Annotated in this window: 18 protein-coding genes; all 18 read right to left on the bottom strand. The window is 43.0% G+C overall.

The window, feature by feature from the left end; translation table 11 throughout:
* Positions 1–103: 103 nt before the first annotated feature.
* A complete protein-coding gene (gene rpsO, locus ACHZBG_RS18285; RefSeq protein WP_320130895.1) occupies positions 104–370 on the bottom strand; it encodes a 30S ribosomal protein S15 in 267 nt (88 codons plus the stop codon).
* Positions 367–1200 (bottom strand): FAD synthetase family protein, encoded by an 834-nt coding sequence (locus tag ACHZBG_RS18290; RefSeq protein WP_320130896.1) that lies wholly within the window; start codon positions 1198–1200, stop codon positions 367–369. The genes rpsO and ACHZBG_RS18290 overlap by 4 nt, the downstream gene beginning before the upstream one ends.
* Complete coding sequence (gene truB, locus ACHZBG_RS18295; protein WP_320130897.1) at positions 1187–2089, bottom strand: tRNA pseudouridine(55) synthase TruB; 903 nt, start codon at positions 2087–2089, stop codon at positions 1187–1189. Before truB ends, ACHZBG_RS18290 begins: the two co-directional genes overlap by 14 nt.
* Positions 2079–2435, bottom strand: coding sequence for a 30S ribosome-binding factor RbfA (rbfA, locus tag ACHZBG_RS18300; protein WP_320130898.1), 357 nt, complete (start codon positions 2433–2435; stop codon positions 2079–2081). The genes truB and rbfA overlap by 11 nt, the downstream gene beginning before the upstream one ends.
* Complete coding sequence (infB, locus tag ACHZBG_RS18305; RefSeq protein ID WP_320130899.1) at positions 2432–5422, bottom strand: translation initiation factor IF-2; 2991 nt, start codon at positions 5420–5422, stop codon at positions 2432–2434. The genes rbfA and infB overlap by 4 nt, the downstream gene beginning before the upstream one ends.
* A gap of 19 nt (positions 5423–5441) precedes the next feature.
* Positions 5442–6935 carry a transcription termination factor NusA gene (gene nusA / locus ACHZBG_RS18310; protein WP_320130900.1) on the bottom strand — a complete coding sequence of 498 codons (1494 nt, stop codon included), beginning with the start codon at positions 6933–6935 and terminating at the stop codon, positions 5442–5444.
* Positions 6925–7425 carry a ribosome assembly cofactor RimP gene (locus tag ACHZBG_RS18315; RefSeq protein ID WP_320130901.1) on the bottom strand — a complete coding sequence of 167 codons (501 nt, stop codon included), beginning with the start codon at positions 7423–7425 and terminating at the stop codon, positions 6925–6927. The genes nusA and ACHZBG_RS18315 overlap by 11 nt, the downstream gene beginning before the upstream one ends.
* Positions 7426–7533: 108 nt before the next feature.
* The gene (locus tag ACHZBG_RS18320; RefSeq protein ID WP_320130902.1) at positions 7534–8184 is read right to left on the bottom strand and encodes a hypothetical protein; all 651 of its coding nucleotides are present in this window, start codon (positions 8182–8184) and stop codon (positions 7534–7536) included.
* A 22-nt stretch (positions 8185–8206) separates the two neighbouring features.
* The gene (locus ACHZBG_RS18325; protein ID WP_320130915.1) at positions 8207–8836 is read right to left on the bottom strand and encodes a hypothetical protein; all 630 of its coding nucleotides are present in this window, start codon (positions 8834–8836) and stop codon (positions 8207–8209) included.
* A gap of 19 nt (positions 8837–8855) precedes the next feature.
* Positions 8856–9059 (bottom strand): AAA family ATPase, encoded by a 204-nt coding sequence (locus ACHZBG_RS18330; RefSeq protein WP_320130903.1) that lies wholly within the window; start codon positions 9057–9059, stop codon positions 8856–8858.
* 43 nt (positions 9060–9102) lie between these two features.
* On the bottom strand, positions 9103–10821 hold the full coding sequence (locus ACHZBG_RS18335; RefSeq protein ID WP_320130904.1) for a hypothetical protein: 1719 nt from the start codon (positions 10819–10821) through the stop codon (positions 9103–9105).
* Between the two features lie 2 nt (positions 10822–10823).
* Positions 10824–12143 carry a BamA/TamA family outer membrane protein gene (locus ACHZBG_RS18340; RefSeq protein ID WP_320130905.1) on the bottom strand — a complete coding sequence of 440 codons (1320 nt, stop codon included), beginning with the start codon at positions 12141–12143 and terminating at the stop codon, positions 10824–10826.
* Positions 12031–13344, bottom strand: a complete 1314-nt coding sequence (locus ACHZBG_RS18345; RefSeq protein ID WP_320130906.1) for a POTRA domain-containing protein — start codon at positions 13342–13344, stop codon at positions 12031–12033. Before ACHZBG_RS18345 ends, ACHZBG_RS18340 begins: the two co-directional genes overlap by 113 nt.
* Before the next feature lie 110 nt (positions 13345–13454).
* Entirely contained in the window at positions 13455–13856 is a 402-nt protein-coding gene (locus ACHZBG_RS18350) for a hypothetical protein (protein ID WP_394699434.1), read from the bottom strand.
* Positions 13816–14385, bottom strand: a complete 570-nt coding sequence (locus ACHZBG_RS18355) for a hypothetical protein (protein ID WP_320130908.1) — start codon at positions 14383–14385, stop codon at positions 13816–13818. Before ACHZBG_RS18355 ends, ACHZBG_RS18350 begins: the two co-directional genes overlap by 41 nt.
* A gap of 46 nt (positions 14386–14431) precedes the next feature.
* Positions 14432–16318: a hypothetical protein gene (locus ACHZBG_RS18360; protein ID WP_320130909.1), complete on the bottom strand. Its 1887-nt coding sequence runs from the start codon at positions 16316–16318 to the stop codon at positions 14432–14434.
* Complete coding sequence (locus ACHZBG_RS18365) at positions 16315–16638, bottom strand: hypothetical protein (protein ID WP_320130910.1); 324 nt, start codon at positions 16636–16638, stop codon at positions 16315–16317. The genes ACHZBG_RS18360 and ACHZBG_RS18365 overlap by 4 nt, the downstream gene beginning before the upstream one ends.
* Before the next feature lie 49 nt (positions 16639–16687).
* On the bottom strand, positions 16688–17798 hold a 1111-nt coding region (locus ACHZBG_RS18370), incomplete at its 5' end, for a hypothetical protein (RefSeq protein ID WP_320130911.1).

Consider the following 17798-nt stretch of genomic DNA (forward strand, 5'->3'; position numbering starts at 1 on the left):
TTCCTTTCTTTGTTCTTTTTATACTCGATACGAAAACGAAAATAGCTCCTAACAGCCTGTTAAGCCGCCGGAGCTATGAATAAATCCTATGCATTCACCACAACTATTTTCTCAGACCAAGTTCGGCAATCAATGCACGATACTGCGCAATATCGTTGTTCTTCAAATATTTGAGCAACCTTCTGCGTTGTCCGACCATTTTCAATAGTCCACGTATCCCCGCGTTATCCTTGGGGTTTTTCTTGAAATGGCCCTGCAAGTCATTGATGCGAAAGGTCAACAAGGCAATCTGTGCCTGGGTTGAACCGGTGTTGGTAGATTCACCACCGAATTTGGTGATGATTTCTTGCTTCTGTTCCTTCGAGATCATGTAACACTCCTCTTAGCAATGCTAAGACATTTTGCCCGTACTGCTTTATGATTCCATACCTTATCCTTGCAGACAATACGTATACCAGATGCATCTACATACACCAAGACAGCACATTCCCTTGCATCAGAAAGAACTATGGAACCCTCATACTTTCCTTCCGGAGGAAGGAGCTGCATGAATGAACCAGTACGATACAACAGGCCGTTTTCAGTAAATTTGGAAGGGTAAGGTGCCAAATCCAAGGAATAAGGTCTGCCGAGCATACTTTGGACTTCTTCCAAAGCGCCCTTAAGAAGTTTTTGCCGCACAATAGTACTACTTGCTATTTCACCGGTTGCCGTAAAGACAAACGGAGGAACTTCCAAGAAAGCACTAGGTGCTAATCGTGATAGATATTCCTGCAGCTGAACAGGTCCGGCGCTTGAAACCGGGGCACCGCAGCGGAAATCCTCTCCGACAACCATTGCCTTCAATGTACAAAAAGAACATATAAAAGCAAGGAACTCCTCAGCTGTGAGTTTACTGAAATCAGGAGAAAAGTCAATGACAACCAAGTGGTCGATGCCAAGTTTTGCAAAAATATCCACACTTTGCGCTTCACTGGTAAGTCTTTCGTGATATGGCTGTGCCTTTGAGGCCATTTTAGGATTTTTGTCAAAAGTAATTGCCATTGTATTCCAATTATGTTCTTTGGCAATGGCAACTGCTCGTTTCAAAATCATTTGATGCCCGATATGCAAGCCATCAAAAACTCCGATTGAAACACACATTGGTGTTTGCCAGAGGACTGGGTGTGCAGAAAGATACATAAAATCATATCGTATCATTTTCTGGCCTCTGCAATGATCTATGTATCTGTGCTACAATCTTTTGCGCCTGAATATCAATTACGCAACGCAATATACCGTCTTTGCTATAAACGGCTCCATACTTATCGGCTTCTTTATGTCTCACGATAGTATAGTTGTCAGGAAACTTTCCGTTTCCGAGGGAGAACAAATCTGGGTCTTCTATTTCCAGGATTGATAAAGAAGGAACTCGTTGCATCAACCCATCAGTAAGAGACAATGAGCGTAAAAGAGCTCCCCTATCCTCTGACGAAATGGATTCTTCCAGCATAAAGGGCCCGATTTGTGTCCTGACCAAGTGTGTCAAATGAGCCCTGCTATTGCATGCCAAGGCAAGGTCCCTCGCGAGGGATCGAATATAGGTACCTTTCGAAACATGAATATCAGCAATCAAATTACAACCATCGAATGATACAGGTTCAAAAGAATAGACTGTAATCGGTCGACTCGCCATTTCAATCACAATACCTTCCCTTGCGAGAGAAGAAGCTCTTTTCCCGTCTATATGCAAAGCACTGTATTGAGGGGGTTGCTGAAAAATCTCCCCTTCAAAGGTTTTCATTGCCTGCTTGATCTCATCATAGGATGGGATGGGGGAAGTTGCAATAATTTTTCCTTCAGGATCAAGGGTATCTGTTTCCGTTCCAAAACAAATAGTAGCCCTATATCGTTTGTCCATCGTAGAAAAAAGAACATTGAGCTTTGTCATGCTACCGGTAAGAACTATCATCAAACCCTGTGCAAACTTATCAAGCGTACCTGCATGCCCTACCTTAGGGTCAATGGTACGCTTGATGGTGTTCAGCGATGAAAAACTTGTAATCCCACTGGGTTTGTCAACAAGCAGGATACTTGCATTATTTCCCATTATCCACCAACGAGTCTATCAAGGCGTTTAATTTCTGTCCTTCCCGAAGGGAGGTATCAGCCTTGAAGCGCAACACCGGAGTGTTACGGGTCTTCAGGAAGGCTCCTACTCTTTTCTGGATAAAACTGCTTGCTCCCTGGAGAGCCTCGACACTTTTGTTCAATACATTCTCATCCATGACAGAAGAGATATAGACAATTGCAAAAGCGTTGTCAGGAGATACCTCTACCCGGCTTACCGAGCAGAGGGTACTCAAATGCTGATTCTTGATCTCCCCTTTGACAATCAGCATGCTGATTGCCTCAGAGAGTCTCGATTCTATACGTTTCTGGTTATATTCACTCATACTTTCTCGTTATTGGTATTCACCAATTTGCGTGCGATTTCTTCGGTTTCTACAATTTCAAGGATATCACCAACATGCAAATCCTGGAAGTTCTCAAGACCGATACCACATTCAAAACCTTCTGTGACTTCCTTGGCGTCATCCTTAAAGCGTCTCAAGGATGATAGTTTAACCATTTCCTTGTTAAGCTGGATGCTGTCACGGATAACCCTGACCAAACTATTTCGCTTGACCTTGCCCTTGATGACCATACCACCGGCAATAGTACCGATTTTAGGAACCTTGAAGGTTTCACGAACCTCAAAGCTACCAATATCAACTTCCTTGATATCCGGCTTAAGCATTCCTTCCATGGCATCATGGACATCGTCGACTACATCATAGATTACATTATACTTACGTATTTCAATCTTTTCTTGTTCGGCGAGTGCCTGCGCACGAGGAGTAGGCCTTACATTGAAGCCAATGACCAAGGCGTTGGAAGCACTTGCAAGAGTGATATCACTTTCAATGATGGCACCGGCCGAGGCACGGATGACATTGAGATGAATCTCATTGGTTGACAATTTTTCCAACGAACCCTGAAGAGCCTCGACGGAACCTTGGACATCGCCTTTGATAACAACGTTGAAGTCCTGTATCTCGCCTTCCTTAATCTTGGAATAGAGGTTGTCAAGAGTTACTTTCTTTACATTACGGCTTTCACCCAGTCTTTCAAGTTCCTGTCTCTTTGTACCAACCTGACGCGCTTGGCGCTCATCCTCAGTTACCTGGAACGGATCACCCGCACCCGGAATATCGGAAAGTCCAATGATTTCAACAGGAGTCGAAGGACCTGCTTCAGGGATCTTGTTGCCCTTGTCATCAAACAAGGCACGTACCCGTCCGGGATAAATACCGGCAACATAATAGTCTCCCTGATGCAAAGTTCCCCGTTCGATCAAGACGCTTGCAACGATACCACGGCCTTGGTCAACACGGCTTTCAAGAACTTTTCCTTCTGCCCTGCAATTTGCATTTGCCTTCAATTCAAGCATTTCAGACTGAAGCAAAATAGTATCCAACAATTCCTCGATACCGATTTTCTTAAGAGCTGAAATCTGACAGAACAAAGTCTGGCCACCCCATGCTTCAGGCATAAGTCCGAGATCTGAAAGTTGCTGCATGACCCGTTCAGGGTTAGCTTCTGGCAAATCACACTTATTGATAGCTACAATGATAGGTACCTTTGCAGCCTTTGCATGATCGATAGCTTCTCTGGTCTGTGGCATGACACCGTCATTGGCTGCAACAACCAAGACAATGATATCCGTAACCTGGGCTCCACGAGCACGCATCATAGAGAATGCGGCATGTCCCGGAGTATCCAAGAAGACTACATCACCCCTTCCTGGAAGTGTAACCTTGTATGCGCCGATATGCTGGGTAATACCACCATATTCACCTTCTGCAACATGGGTTGAACGAATGGCATCAAGCAACTTGGTCTTACCATGGTCAACGTGTCCCATGACCGTTACAATCGGTGCACGATACGTTAGGTCGTCTTCTTTTTCAGGTTCACTTGCAATCAAGGTTTCATCATACAAACTGACCAAATGGACTTCACAATTATAGTCGCTACAAATAATAGCAGCGGTTTCATGATCAATCTGCTGGTTGATGGTGACCATCATGCCCATCTTGAATAATTTTGCAATGATCTCACCGGCCTTCAGGTTCATTTTCTTTGCAAGGTCAGCAATGGTGATCGATTCCATCATATCAATAGTCTTGGGCACCGAAGCAAGTTTTGCAGCGGCTTGTTCCTTTCGTCTCTGGATTTGGAATTCTTTTTCTTCCTCGGCATTGCGCTTCTTATACGATCCAGAATCTTTTTTCTTGAAAACTTTCTTGGGAGCTCTCTGGTTCAAAGAATCAAGATCTTGCGAAGAAGAGCCACTTGGTTTTCCGTTGGATCCAGGTCTGTTGTTTCCGCCAAACCCAGGTCTTCCCCCAGGACCGCCTTGTGGTCTGAATCCACCGGGACGTCCAGGTCCCCCACCGGGACGTGGTTGGTAACCGCCTGTGCGAGGCTGAAATCCACCTGGTCTTGGAGCGCCATTACCTTGGTAACCACCGGTACGAGGAGCACCAGCTCCTTGAGGATTGTTGCCTTGATAGCCACCGGTGCGAGGAGCACCACCTGCAGCACCCTGGTAATTATTACCTTGGTAACCACCGGTACGAGGAGCACCGGTACCCTGGTAATTATTGCCCTGATAACCACCGGTGCGAGGAGCACCACCTGCAGCACCCTGATAATTATTACCTTGGTAGCCGCCTGTACGAGGAGCACCTGTACCCTGGTAATTATTGCCTTGATAACCACCGGTGCGAGGAGCACCACCTGCAGCACCCTGATAATTATTGCCTTGGTAGCCGCCTGTACGAGGAGCCGCTGTGCCTTGGTACGTGGAATTTGTAGAACGATTTCCTTGATAAGGAGGTCTGGATCCTGGTGCAGGACGCCCTCCTACAGTTCCCGCTATGCGTGGACCTGCAGAAACAGGTGCCGGAGTAGGAACTACCCCATCAGGATTCTTGCTCTGCCATTCTGCATGGTCCTTGACGGTCTGACCTTGGTTAGGGACAGGCGGAAGATTCGTTGGCCTGATCACGACTGGCCCGTTATGCAAAGGTGACAAGGATAGCCTGTCCCCACTTGATCGGGTTGTTTTCCTCTGCGTATTGGTACGCAATGTTGTTGCCGGTTTTTTTCCAGAATCAAGTGATGCGTTTTCCGAAGAAGTAGGTTCCGTTGACATCGGCCGTACCTGTTGCTTTGCGACGACTACTTTCTTCTTGACTACGACAATTCTTCGTTTCTCCTGAGCCTTTGGCTGTGTATCGGTTTCCTTGGGAGTAGCGATTTGCTCTTCCTTGTTTTCCGATGGAGTCACGACATGCTTGATTAATGTTGCTTTTGGCTTATTCTCTTCCGTCATTCTTCCCTCTTGGATAATATTACTCTACCTCAAATGCAAGACCAGTGCCACAATTCGGGCAAACAGTCATATCAGTGGTGATGGGTGAACCGCAGTTCGGGCATACATACTCAGTTTGTCCATCATCTTCATCTTCAACGATATCGACATACTCGTTGATAGTATCCTTTACTTGATTGATATCCTCATCACTCAAATCCCCAAAAGAAGTTAATTCCTCATCAGAAAGATTGATGAATTCCTCAACACTGTAAACGTCATGGAATTGCAGTTTACTAAGAAGGTTTGCATCAAGGGGAAGATCAGAAAGAGCAATTTCATCTTCACTAACGCCACTTTCTTGCTGTGCGGATTCTGATAAATTCGCAACTTCACCCTGAATCTGTTCATCCTCGATCTCATTGAAAATATCATCTTCCTTGAAGATGCTCTCTGCCCTGGAGCGTGCTTCAGTAGCTATGTCCATTTCCTGGAACTGTGCCGGAGTCTTTACATCGATAAGCCAGTCACAAAGTTTATTGGCCAATCGGACATTCAATCCTTGTTTGCCAATTGCCAGAGAAAGTTGGCTCTCATCAACTATCGCAACTGCATGATAAATGTTTTTATCGATTATGACTACATCACTGACCTGTGCAGGAGATAAAGCATTGCGGATATAATTAACGGGATTTGGATCATACCGAAGGATATCGATTTTCTCCCCTTCTATCTCACTCATTATAGTCTGGATACGATTTCCCTTCAAGCCAACGCAAGCTCCCACAGGATCGATATCGTCGTTGCGTGAAGCTACGGCAACTTTAGTCCTGTAACCGGCTTCCCTGACAATTTTAATGATATCAATCAGGTTCTGGGCAATTTCAGGAACCTCAACCTCAAATAATTCGCGAATAAGTTCGGGACTGGTTCTGGACAATACGACACGAACCCCTCTCTCAGCCTTTTCGACCCTGTCAACATAACATTTTATCTTGTCATTATTGCCATAACTTTCTCGACTTGACTGATTTCTGCGAGGAAGAATTCCTTCAGTGGTACCAATATCAACATAAATATCACCATTTGCAATCTGACGACGGAAATACCCAATGATGAGCTGTCCTTCCTTGGCCTTGAATTCACTGTAAAGAGTATCTTTCTGGATATCCCGAAAACTCTGATGAGCTCGTTGTTTTGCACTCTGTACACTGATTCTGTCAAATTCTTTCAAATCAACAGGAATCAGCAACTCGTCTCCGATTTCACAGTCTTCATGAATCTTCTGGGCGTCGCTGAGAGCAATTTCGGTAACTTCATTATACCAGTTATCATCGTCGACAATCTTTCGGCGTGCACTGAGTTCCACGGATGTGAAATCTTCATTGAATTCAATAACGGCATTTTCTTCAGTTCCATATTTTCGTTTATATGCAGCACGGAGGATGTCTTCTATGGTATTGATTACCAATTCCTCAGATATTCCCTTTTCCGCAATCATATTCCGAATAGCATCACCTAATTCAGTTGCCATGTGAATTGTCCTCCCATCTATAGTCAAGTTTCGCTTTCTGTATCTGTGAAAAATCAACGGTCATTGACTCAAGGATCTCCTTGTCGTCACCGATCTGGGCGGAATGCAAGGTTAACGAGTTTTTATCAGAATCTTCGATAACACCACTGACCCATTGGCCCTGTACCGTATCATAGACCCGAACTCTTTTCCCATGATAAAGGGAAAATTCATAATAATCCCTCAACGATCTCTGCAATCCTGGAGTTGAAACCTCAAGTTGAATATCTCGTTCTCCCAATACCATTTCAAGACGTGGGTAAACAAGCTTATACACTTTTGAACATTCGGCGATACTCACCTCATGCTCTTTTGTCAAAATAATCATTGTTATGACAACCGCTGGCCCATGTTCAACCATACTGATATCTACAAGGGTTACGCCAAGTGCCTCCAAGAGTGGGGCATACTCCATAAATAATTCGCTCTGTTCTATTCCTGTTTGCAACATACCTTATCCAATTCCCATAAAAAAGGGACCTGCCTGTCAGCGATCCCCAATAAACAAACGTATTCTTGATTCATATACTAAGCACATCCCAAGGCTTTGTCAATCATCCTATGCCAAAGCAAGAACGATTGCCTGGGGTTTGATTCCATAGGCTTCTAAAAGCATATCAGCGCAAACCTCCAAAGTCCTTCCAGTAGTGGAAATATCATCAATCAATACAAAAGAATAGCCCTTTTTTGCATAGGACTCAACCAATGATTTTTTATTTTTGATTACTTTATAACCAGCACGAAGTTTTCTTTGTTCACGTGAAAGGAATTTTTGTTCACCCTTGCCTCTTGCTTTCAGCAATGATAAAACAGGATAGTCATGCATACTCTCCAAGGATTTGCAAAGATATGCCATCTGATCAAAACCACGGTCATGCAAACCTTTTTTGCTGGCAGGGACAGGGACAAGTACTGGATTTTTCAAATGTATCAACAAGGATTGATATAAAGGAACCAATACCTTTGCAAGACTTTTTTCACAACTGAATTTATAGCGCCCCAGAAGTGTCGACAACGGAGGAATATATCGTCCATAGGAGAGCAAACCTTGGGAACAATTGCTACAAGTATATACCGCATCAGCAATAGGATAACCACAGGTTAGGCAATGTGAAGCATATCTATGAGCAAACGCAGCATTTTCAAGAATTTCCTTGCAAACTGGGCAAACAATGGCATCGGAAAAATTTCCGCAAATTTGGCAAAACATATTGAAAAAGAATAAACAATTCTCAATTTGCTTCAAGTTCCTGTTGCAATTTTTCCAAAAGCAACAAGGCTGATATAGGAGTCGATGAAGGAAGGTCAATGGTCTTTATTGTATTGAGGACGTCAGATTCAGTTTCCGAAAGGATTGGCATTTCTCCCGTCAAGTGATCATCAGCAACCTCTGAGGCAAACAAATCAAGTTGAGGATTTGCAATACCGTATTCACTGAAATGTTTCTTCTGGAACGACAAGGCTGTTCGCAGGGCTTTTGCAGGGATTCCCGCCATCTTGGCTACATTCAATCCATAGGAACTATTGGCAATACCTTCTATTACCTTACGAACAAAGATGATTTCTCCACCTTGTTCAAGGACTTGGAGTGTCAACAGCTGCACCGTGGAGGTATCTAGTTGAGCAAGTTCATGGTAATGCGTGGCAAAGAGAGTCTTAGGGCCCATCTCGAGTAATGATTGCATAACAGCATAGGCAATCGACATACCGTCCTGTGTGCTGGTTCCTCTTCCCAATTCATCCAGGATTACCAAGGAATGGAAAGTTGCCGTACGAAGGATATGTGCAGCTTCCTGCATTTCTACCAGAAAAGTAGATTCTCCCCTTGCAAGGTTGTCGCTGGAACCTACCCTACAATACAGACGATCGACAAGACTGAGTTCAGCCGTGGAGGCAGGGACGAAACCTCCCTATCTGGGCAAGAAGCACTATCAGTGCGTTTTGTCGAAGGAAGGTCGATTTTCCTGCCATATTCGGACCTGTGATAAGGCAGAAACGATTGTCGCCAGGATAGATGGTCAAATCATTGGCTACAAAAGAGCCGATGCCAAGTTGTCGTTCGACTACCGGATGCCGACCTCCCACAATTGAAAGACAATCATTTTCAATGAATTGAGGGCGACAATAATCATTTCTTATACTGGTCGCAGCAAATCCTTGCAGACAATCGACCTGACCAAGAAAATTTTCCTATCTTCAGAAGTTGGTCTCTCATATCCCTGGCAGAAGAAAGAATTCCTTCATAGAGATACCGTTCCCGTTTTTCTGCTTCAAAGGCGCTTTTGAGGATTTTTGTTTCACATTCGATCAATGCATCCGAGGTATAGCGTTCGGCATTTACCAGAGTCTGCTTTCTATAAAAAGAAGAGGGAACTTTGTCAACCTGTCCCTTGGATACTTCCAGATAATGCCCGAGAATTCTATTGGAAGAGAGTTTCATGGTAGTGATGCCAGTTTCTGCACGTACTTTGGCAAGGTAGGTATCAAGTAACTGTTTGCCGTTGTCCTTCAAGGATCGCAAAGAATCAAGTTGCTCATCAAAACCATCGAGGATGACCAGACCTTCCAAAAAAGGGCCTTGGCATTGGTCATTCACTGCTTTGTCGATAGTCTGTACAACCTCTATCAACTGTTGCATGGATTCTTGGGTAAAATCATCTCCAAACAAAGGCTTATAAAGAGAAAAAGAATCGGAAACCAAATCAAAGAACGCCTTTACCGTCCGGGCAATTCCCACTAGGTCATGAGGGAGGGAGCGTCCCATCGCAATCCGGCTTGTAAGTCGTTCAAGGTCCAGGACGTTTTTTAGGATGGTTCTGGTTCTCTCCAGTTCAGTGCGATCCTCAATATAGCGGGTAACCCAATCCTGACGGTCAAGAATCTTTTGCTTGTTTATGAGGGGGAAAGAAATCCATTTCTTCAAGAGCCTTGCCCCTCCACTGGTAATCGTAGAGTCAATGCAAGAAAAAAGCGTAAAACGCTCACTGCCATCGTGAAGGTTGGTAAGTAGCTCAAGATTCTTTCGACTTGATTCATCGATTTGGAGGAATTCATTTTCATTTGCCAAGGTATACGTGCGTATTTGAGAAAGTCCCGTTTTTGCGGAGTCCTTCACATAGCGAAGCAACGCTCCCCCGCTAATGATCTCAGGGGAATTCTCATCAAGGGAAAAGGCTTTCAAGGAATTGGTTTCCATCTGCTCACACATGATTTTATACCCTTCCCTGGCCTTGAAAAACCAAGAAGGGAGTTTTGTTACCATTGCATTCTGGCCATCAATCATTCTTTGAAAGTCTTGATGCAAGAAATAATCATCTTCATTTACTAAGATCTCACGAGCTCTTACCTGTTCAAGAATTGAACGCAATGCATTGAATTGCTTGTCCATATCCGTCGAACGAAGTACAAATTCCCCGTTTGTTATATCCGTATAGCTAATCATTGCACGTTGCCGATAATAGGCAATGCACAAAACATAGCTATTGCTTCTTGAATCCAAGAAATCATCATCAACTACAGTGGCCGGAGTGACTACCTGTACAACTTCTCGTTTTGCCAGTTGTTTTGGATTATCATTCAATTCCACTTGCTCACAGATTGCTATTTTCTTACCAAGATCCAACAGTCGTTTTATATAGGCCTTCGCTGCATGGTAGGGAATACCGCACATTGCCTGGCCTGCACGCTTGGTCAAGGTGAGATTGAGCAAGCGCGAGACTTCCAAGGCATCGGAGTCAAACATTTCATAGAAATCCCCGAGACGGAAAAACAATACCTTGTCTTGGTTATTATCCTTGATCTGACGGTACTGAACCATCATCGGGGTTAGTTTCGCGTTTTCTTCCATGATCAATACAAGCTTGACGAGATGGCCAGCACAAGCTTAAATCCACTTGTAGCGCTTGAAGTAGTGAATATTGTTCCGGCATCCCAAGCAAACGTACTATCCATACAGGTTGCGTTCTTTACAAGATACAGGCCAAGCGGGAATCCGGGTATCTTCAGCTTCACTCCAGCACCCATGGAAAAATACCAGTTAATCGAGTTGAAATTATTAAAATCAGTGAGCTTGGAGAGCACACCTGTAGCACTTGCAAATACTTCTGCCGATAGGATATTTTGGGCAAGCGGAACGCTTATTGATACTTGGTTATCCCATAGGAATGACTGGTCATATACGACATCGAAACCACGGCCAACATTCATGCCATCAATATAAAGCATTTCATAACGAGTGGCGCCTTCCTTTGCATCTCTCCACATCCATCCACCATTAGAAGAATCATAGGAAAATTGGGGAAGCATGAAGTTAACGGATGAAGTTACTCCCAATACAGCATTGGCTGGTTTATCACTCAGATTGAAGGTAAAAAGGGAAACATATCCACTGGCACTGGTTGTCGATCGAATATAGTTGGACAATCCAAAGAGTATTCCTCCTGCATAGGTGAATTTTTGGCTCAGAAGATAACCTTTGGTAGTATTTTCTATCAAATCCCTTCCATCCCAGGTAAAATCCAACGTGAAATTATTTGAGAACTGCCATTGTTGGCCATATCGATAGATAAGATATTCATAGGGGTCATAAAGATTTTTATCATAGTATACTCTGTTCAACCCTATCGACAATCCACCGGTAATTGAAAGTGAACCGGCATCAAACATGAATTTATATCCGGATGTATACCCAACCGCAAAACGGTAATAGACATACTCCATGAGATATTCTGAGGAAGGAAGGGATGAGGTATCTGCTTGGTAACTCTGGTAACTGGAATACCCAAGAGGATAGGGCGTCGTGTTGTCATCCTCTTCATGACCGGTATAATAATTGCTCTCCGTGGAGGTTTGCAATCCAGAATCCTTGACACTCCGAAGGAAGCTGAAATTCAATCCATTCGACCACCGTTTATCCCCTACCCAACCATCAGTGAAAGAAATGGTCAGACTCTGTGAATCAGGACTAAGGTTGGTAGCAATGGAGAGGTCCCGGCCTGTTCCATATAGGTTTTTATCGGACCACTGCAAAAAGCCACTTATAGGAAAGCCATCGACATTACCTCCGAAGGTAGCACCGAATTGGATGTCCCATCTGATTGCCTTCGACGACCTTGAATACTGGAATAACCGTATTTTCCTTGGTACCGTTGAGGATATCGAACTGGACATCGGTGACTATAAGGGTATTATAGATATTTTGCGCGCTCTTGATCAATTTTTCCTTGCTGAAAATATCGCCTACCTTGAAGGTAAGTTCACGCATGAATACATAGGGTTTTGTCTTGGTCAGACCCTCAAGTCTGATATCTTCTATGGTTGCCTGCTTATTTTCTACAACTGTTACGATATAGGAAAGAGTATGAGTCTTTTCATCACGAATTTCCTTGGTTGATAATTTATTGAAGATATAGCCATTGTTCCAATAGAGGTCAGCTATAGAGGAAATATCGGCCTGGACTTTTGAATTATCCAGTATGGCACCTTTCTGCAAGGAGACCATATTCTGGAACTGGTCTGCGGAAAAAACATTGTTTCCTTCTACGCTGATACCACCGAACAGCCATTGAGGTCCTTCATCAATTGAAAAGACTACCCTGAGTTTTACGATCTTGTCTTCCGGCGCGCTGATATCCTCAGTGCGGACATCTGTAATCTTGGCGTCTATATATCCATTATTTTTATAAAAAGTAAGTAATTTATTCTTATCTGATTGCATGGTCTTGTCGATATAGTAGCCAGCATTGAAATAGCTTGTGACCTTGCTTTCAAGCTGTTTTTTAAGAACCTCGGAATCAAGGGTTTTGTTTCCCTCAAATGTGATTTCACTGATTTTTTTCTGTGCCCCTTCCTCTATCGCGTAGGAAAGTGAAGCTTTATTGGTTGCATCATCAACGGTATAATCAGCGGTTACCTGTACATCAGGGTAACCTTTTGTGAAATAAAGATCCTTTACAGCCTGGGTTGAAGATGTAAGATTCTGTTCCTGGAGAAAAGAACCTTCCTTTACGGTCAAGGCATCCACGATGGATTTTGACTTTATGCCTTCGTTTCCTTTTATGGTAACCAAGCTGACATAGGGAAGTTCATGGAAGGTCATCACAATCTTAAGGTCATTCCCGCCTTCTCCCGTGCGCTGGGCATCTGCAAGGAAATACAAGAAACTGTCTTGTGCATAAAGCTTTCCCTGCATTTCATTGAAAAGGTCATCTGTAAAAATCTTGCCAATGTATGAATATTGAATATCTTCAACGGAACTGGCAGGAACATTCTGGAGTCCTGTATTTTCAAAGGAAACGATTTTTTTCCCTATATACCAGGGATTATCTTCGGCCGCAAACAAGCTTGAAGTAATAAAGAGAAATACAAGCATTAGGCTAATAAGCCGATGCATTATCCGGTTGTTCATGATGGACTCCTATTTAAAATAACTAACGCAATACTATCCGTCTGGTTACACTAAAACCAATGGTATCCAAAATATTATTGACCGACAAACTCATCGGGTTGAGTAAATAAGGAAAAGGTACTGAGCGGGTTGTTCCATTCCAGGGATAATTCTAGATCAAGCGATAGGTCAGGAACCAAGAACGAGCGAACGACCTTTGAACTATCCATGGCAGAAAGATGCAACAATGCCTGCATGAAAAAATTTGTACCTATATATTTTCCAAGAAACATTGTCGTGTTATTAAGGTATCTTGCCAAGGGGCTGAAAGACGAAGAATTATTTCCCGGCAATGCATCAATCAATACATTCTGGACGATATTGCTTCGTAAACTGAACATATCCAGGCCCATGGATTTGCGAATTATCTCGGTAAGATCGGCATTTCCCATATTATTAATGAATCCAAGTCGTTCCGCTACATCTGGTTGCAGCAACAGCCAGCGATGCTACACTCGAAAGATTTACTTGTCCATATGCACCAGTGGGGAGAATACTCTGTCCAAGTATTTCCAGGATATCATTGATACTCTTGCTTGGAATGCTTTCAAAGGTTGGATTGAGATTACTGAGTGTACTATCCCTCAAAACAAGATAAATATCCACCCTATTCCCTTCCTTGTCAAAATCAGCCATCTTTGCCCGAAGATTTATTTTAGGCAGGATTCCCTTTTCTCCTGAAAGAGCATCGGTACGCAAAGAGAGTGATCCCTCGGTGATAAAGAAATTCTTTTGGAAATAATAAATTTCACCACTTCTGAAGCTAAAAATACCATCGACCTTAAAGGAGTCCTTAGTGTGGTCATAAAAAAGTGAAAGTTTCTGATTTTCGTTAATCGTTGCCTTTATGATGGGGTTTGCATAGTTAGGATAGAAGAAGGATACATTTCTACCTGTCGTTATATTAAAACTGGCACTGGTATTGTTTTCGGCTATATACCAAGACGGAAGGTCTTTCAATCCCATATTCAAGGTAGCATTGTCTATTAGTATATCCCCTGATATCCACGTATCATTTCCTACCTCCCAAAAGCTCAAAGGATCCACTAGCATAGGATTTTACATCGGCATCAATATCCAAAAGAGGAAGTCTGACAAAGATTGAACCTTCAGTCGATACGGCATTTACCTGGAAACTTGGTATGGAAAAACCCTTCAGAGAGGCAGTTAGCTGTCCAGAACCCCTGACAGTCTCTCCCGTGGTAGTGTTCGTAGAGAAAAAAGGAAAGTATGGGGTTATACCTCTTTCTCCGTTGAAAGAAGCCGTAATATTTTTAGCTGAGATAATATCCTGAGGTAACCACCATACTTTCAATTTGGAACTATCCACGAATAATTGTCCATAGGTCTTCATATTATCAGAAGGACCGTCAAAGAGCAGCTGACCTTCTACATTACCTTCGAGAAAACTCATGATGGGTTTGGGGAAAAGCCTGTTGAGCAACGACAGCGGAACAAAGATATTGTCTGCTTCCAGATGAATATTTTGTGGGGAAAGAATTCCGGACAGATCAAGGCCTATTCCAAATTGTTTGTCAATTGTTGCCTGAAGATCATGATTGCCAAAATTGTAATCAATTGAAAGAAGATCACTGGATATCTGCAAGGTCTGGTCCTGATATGAGAGTGAATAGGAACCATCTGCAATCCCCTTTTCCCCAAGAAGTAAAATATCGGTAAGGGACAGGGACGCATGCAAAGTCTGGTTCTTAGCCGTGTCAAGAATATTGGAAATAGCAAAAAAGGAATTTCCTTTGGGTAATCCAAGGGATACATCAAAATTAAAATGAGTATTTCGTGGTGGATCCCCTTCCTTGTCCGTAGAAATAAAACGGCCCAAGGAGGAGAGTATTCCATTGGATGTATCCAGCGTAATGGAGAAATCTTTCAAGACTGAAGAACCATAGCTTACCAAAGCGTTACCAAATGTAAGTAAAGAATCCTTTGCATTGATATCCCCTTGGAGGGAGAGAGGGATATTCCAAGCATCTGAACTGGTAAGTTGCAGATTTCCATCCAAGTCAAGATCATCTGAAAGATTGGAATATCCTACAAAGGAAGAATTCAGGAGCAAGCCTGATAGCTTAGGAAATAATCGTCCCAAATCCAAAGCTTCTGACAAAGCAATCCCCTCTATTCTGTTGCTACCGGTATTTGTCAAAGCCAAGGATATTGATTGTGAAGAATTATCGCCCAAGATGAAGTAAAAAGTGAAAGGCAAGGAAAATCCAGCTTTTAGGTTATCCTGCAATCTGGTTCCGTTATACAACAGATTGCCAGAGAATACATGCAAAGAATCTTGAATGGAAATATCCTTTATCTGAATTTTTGTTGGTATTGCATCCAAGGATGCAGAAAAGGAATACTGTCTACCGGAAAGGACGACAGAAGTAAGCTTGACTAGATCTGTTTGTATTTTCCAATCATACAAATCATTGATATTGAAATTGAGAATTCCCGAAAGAAATGAATCCTGCAATATTGAAGAAGTAGGCAACGGGAATTGATTTGCCACAACTTTAAGCGAGATAGGCGGGACAAAGGACGCAGCAACTGAAAGATTTTTTTCGCTATTGAGGGTGGCTTCCAGAGTACGAGGCGAAAAGTTCACATCCAAGGGATAATCCTTGTCCCTTACTGATAGTTTTGCCTGGCTGGATAGGTTACCGGATGCCTCATGCTTGACTATTCCTGTAAGTAGAAAGGAATTTTCCAATGGACTGGTCACAGAATAGCTGTATGTACTTGGAGGCAAGGGAGCGAAGTCAATGGCAAGCAAGGAATTTCCGTCAGTTGCATTGGAAAGGGAAAGATTACCGGCTGGTAACCAGGTGTTGATATCGGTATTCCCTGAAAAGAGCATACGATACCCTGCCGTCGTCAAGGTAAGGGGATTCAATGGTGATGGAATCGTTTTGTATATGGGCTAGCAAGGTTGATCCTGCATTGAGGGGTCCGATTGCCAATTGATAGGTCTGTAAACGCCAAGTCAGCGGAAACTATACCCTTGAACCCAAAAATCTTTTCCTCACCTGTTGTATCAGGCTGGAAAGAAAGATTGCCTGTCAATAGTGATTTTTCGGAATAATAAGGATTCAGGAAAGGGGCATACGTATCCAGGACATGCTTGAATTGTGCTATTTGCAGATTGTCCAGACGTGAATCAAATAAGAAGGTAGCCTTGTCGGTGCTGGGTCTATCATACAAAACATAGGCCATCAATTGTTCACCATATCTAAAATTCGCCTGTATCTGCTGTTGTGTATTGTCATTTTGATACGCTAAGGACAAGGAGAAAGGGGCCTGTGAATAAATTTGTTGAAGCAGGATCAAGATCAAGGGAAGCGCTTTGCTTGGTAAAATAATCAGAAAGATGTAGGGAAAGCGACAAAGGACTTGCAAGGGAGATTGCTTCTGTTTCCCAATCTAAAGTAGCCGTACTGTCGAGTGAAAGATCAAGATTTTTATAGCCTTTTGAAGTTTTGGTTGCCTGGGCAGAAATATTGATGCCATCAAGGATAACAGCAACTCCAAATTGATTGGTCTGAAGGCCTTGCAGAGAAAACTGCATATACTGTTGTCCATTTTTTTGAAATTCTGCTGAGCCTTTCAGTGAGTTTGCTTCAATTGCATTGCTACCAGTTTTTTCCATATGGGTAATCTCTTGGTCTTTCGTAGCAAATCCAAGCAAGAAGGTTGTGTCCTGCATTCTTGCATTGATACTGCTCGTTGGCACTGACATTGCGTAATCTTGATAATCTATTGCCAGGGAATCAAAAGAAGCTTCTACCTGTGAAAAAGCCATATCGTTTATGACTATTTTCCCTGAAAGATTGGGAATGGCAAGGTTGACATCACTAGTATTCAAAGAAAGTGACCCAAGAGAAACCTCAATATCAAACTTTTGTTTTGCAAGATTAAAAGAAGGAAGGGACGATTGAATTATGAGTTTGGAAAAAGAAAGTCCAGAATTCTGGATATTCGAGGTAATTTCTTTTGCAAGGACCTGAAGCTTCAGGTCCTTGGCAAGGGTAAGATCGATATCCGTAGCTTTCAGGTATTCCTGTCCTCTTGTCAATGTTGCTCCAGGAATCTTTGCAACAAGGGAATCAAACGTGAGATTAGGTCCTGCTTTAAGTGCGACGTTTGCATTATTGAGGGAACCGATAAAATCAGAGAATGACAATTTTGCAGAAATCGAATTGGCTTGCAGGGAAATAGAATTTCGGGAGAGCCAGGAAGCGATAATTGGATTTGAGAGACTCCCTTCCCCACTCTTGAGGGAAAGAGTGGAGAGGTCTGAATCCAGGACAGGAGAATCTACCGTAATGTCAAAAGTCTTGTTGCCGGTAAATAATGAAAGAAAAACAGTCTGAAGG

The sequence above is a fragment of the uncultured Sphaerochaeta sp. genome (assembly GCF_963676625.2).
GTDB lineage: Bacteria > Spirochaetota > Spirochaetia > Sphaerochaetales > Sphaerochaetaceae > Sphaerochaeta.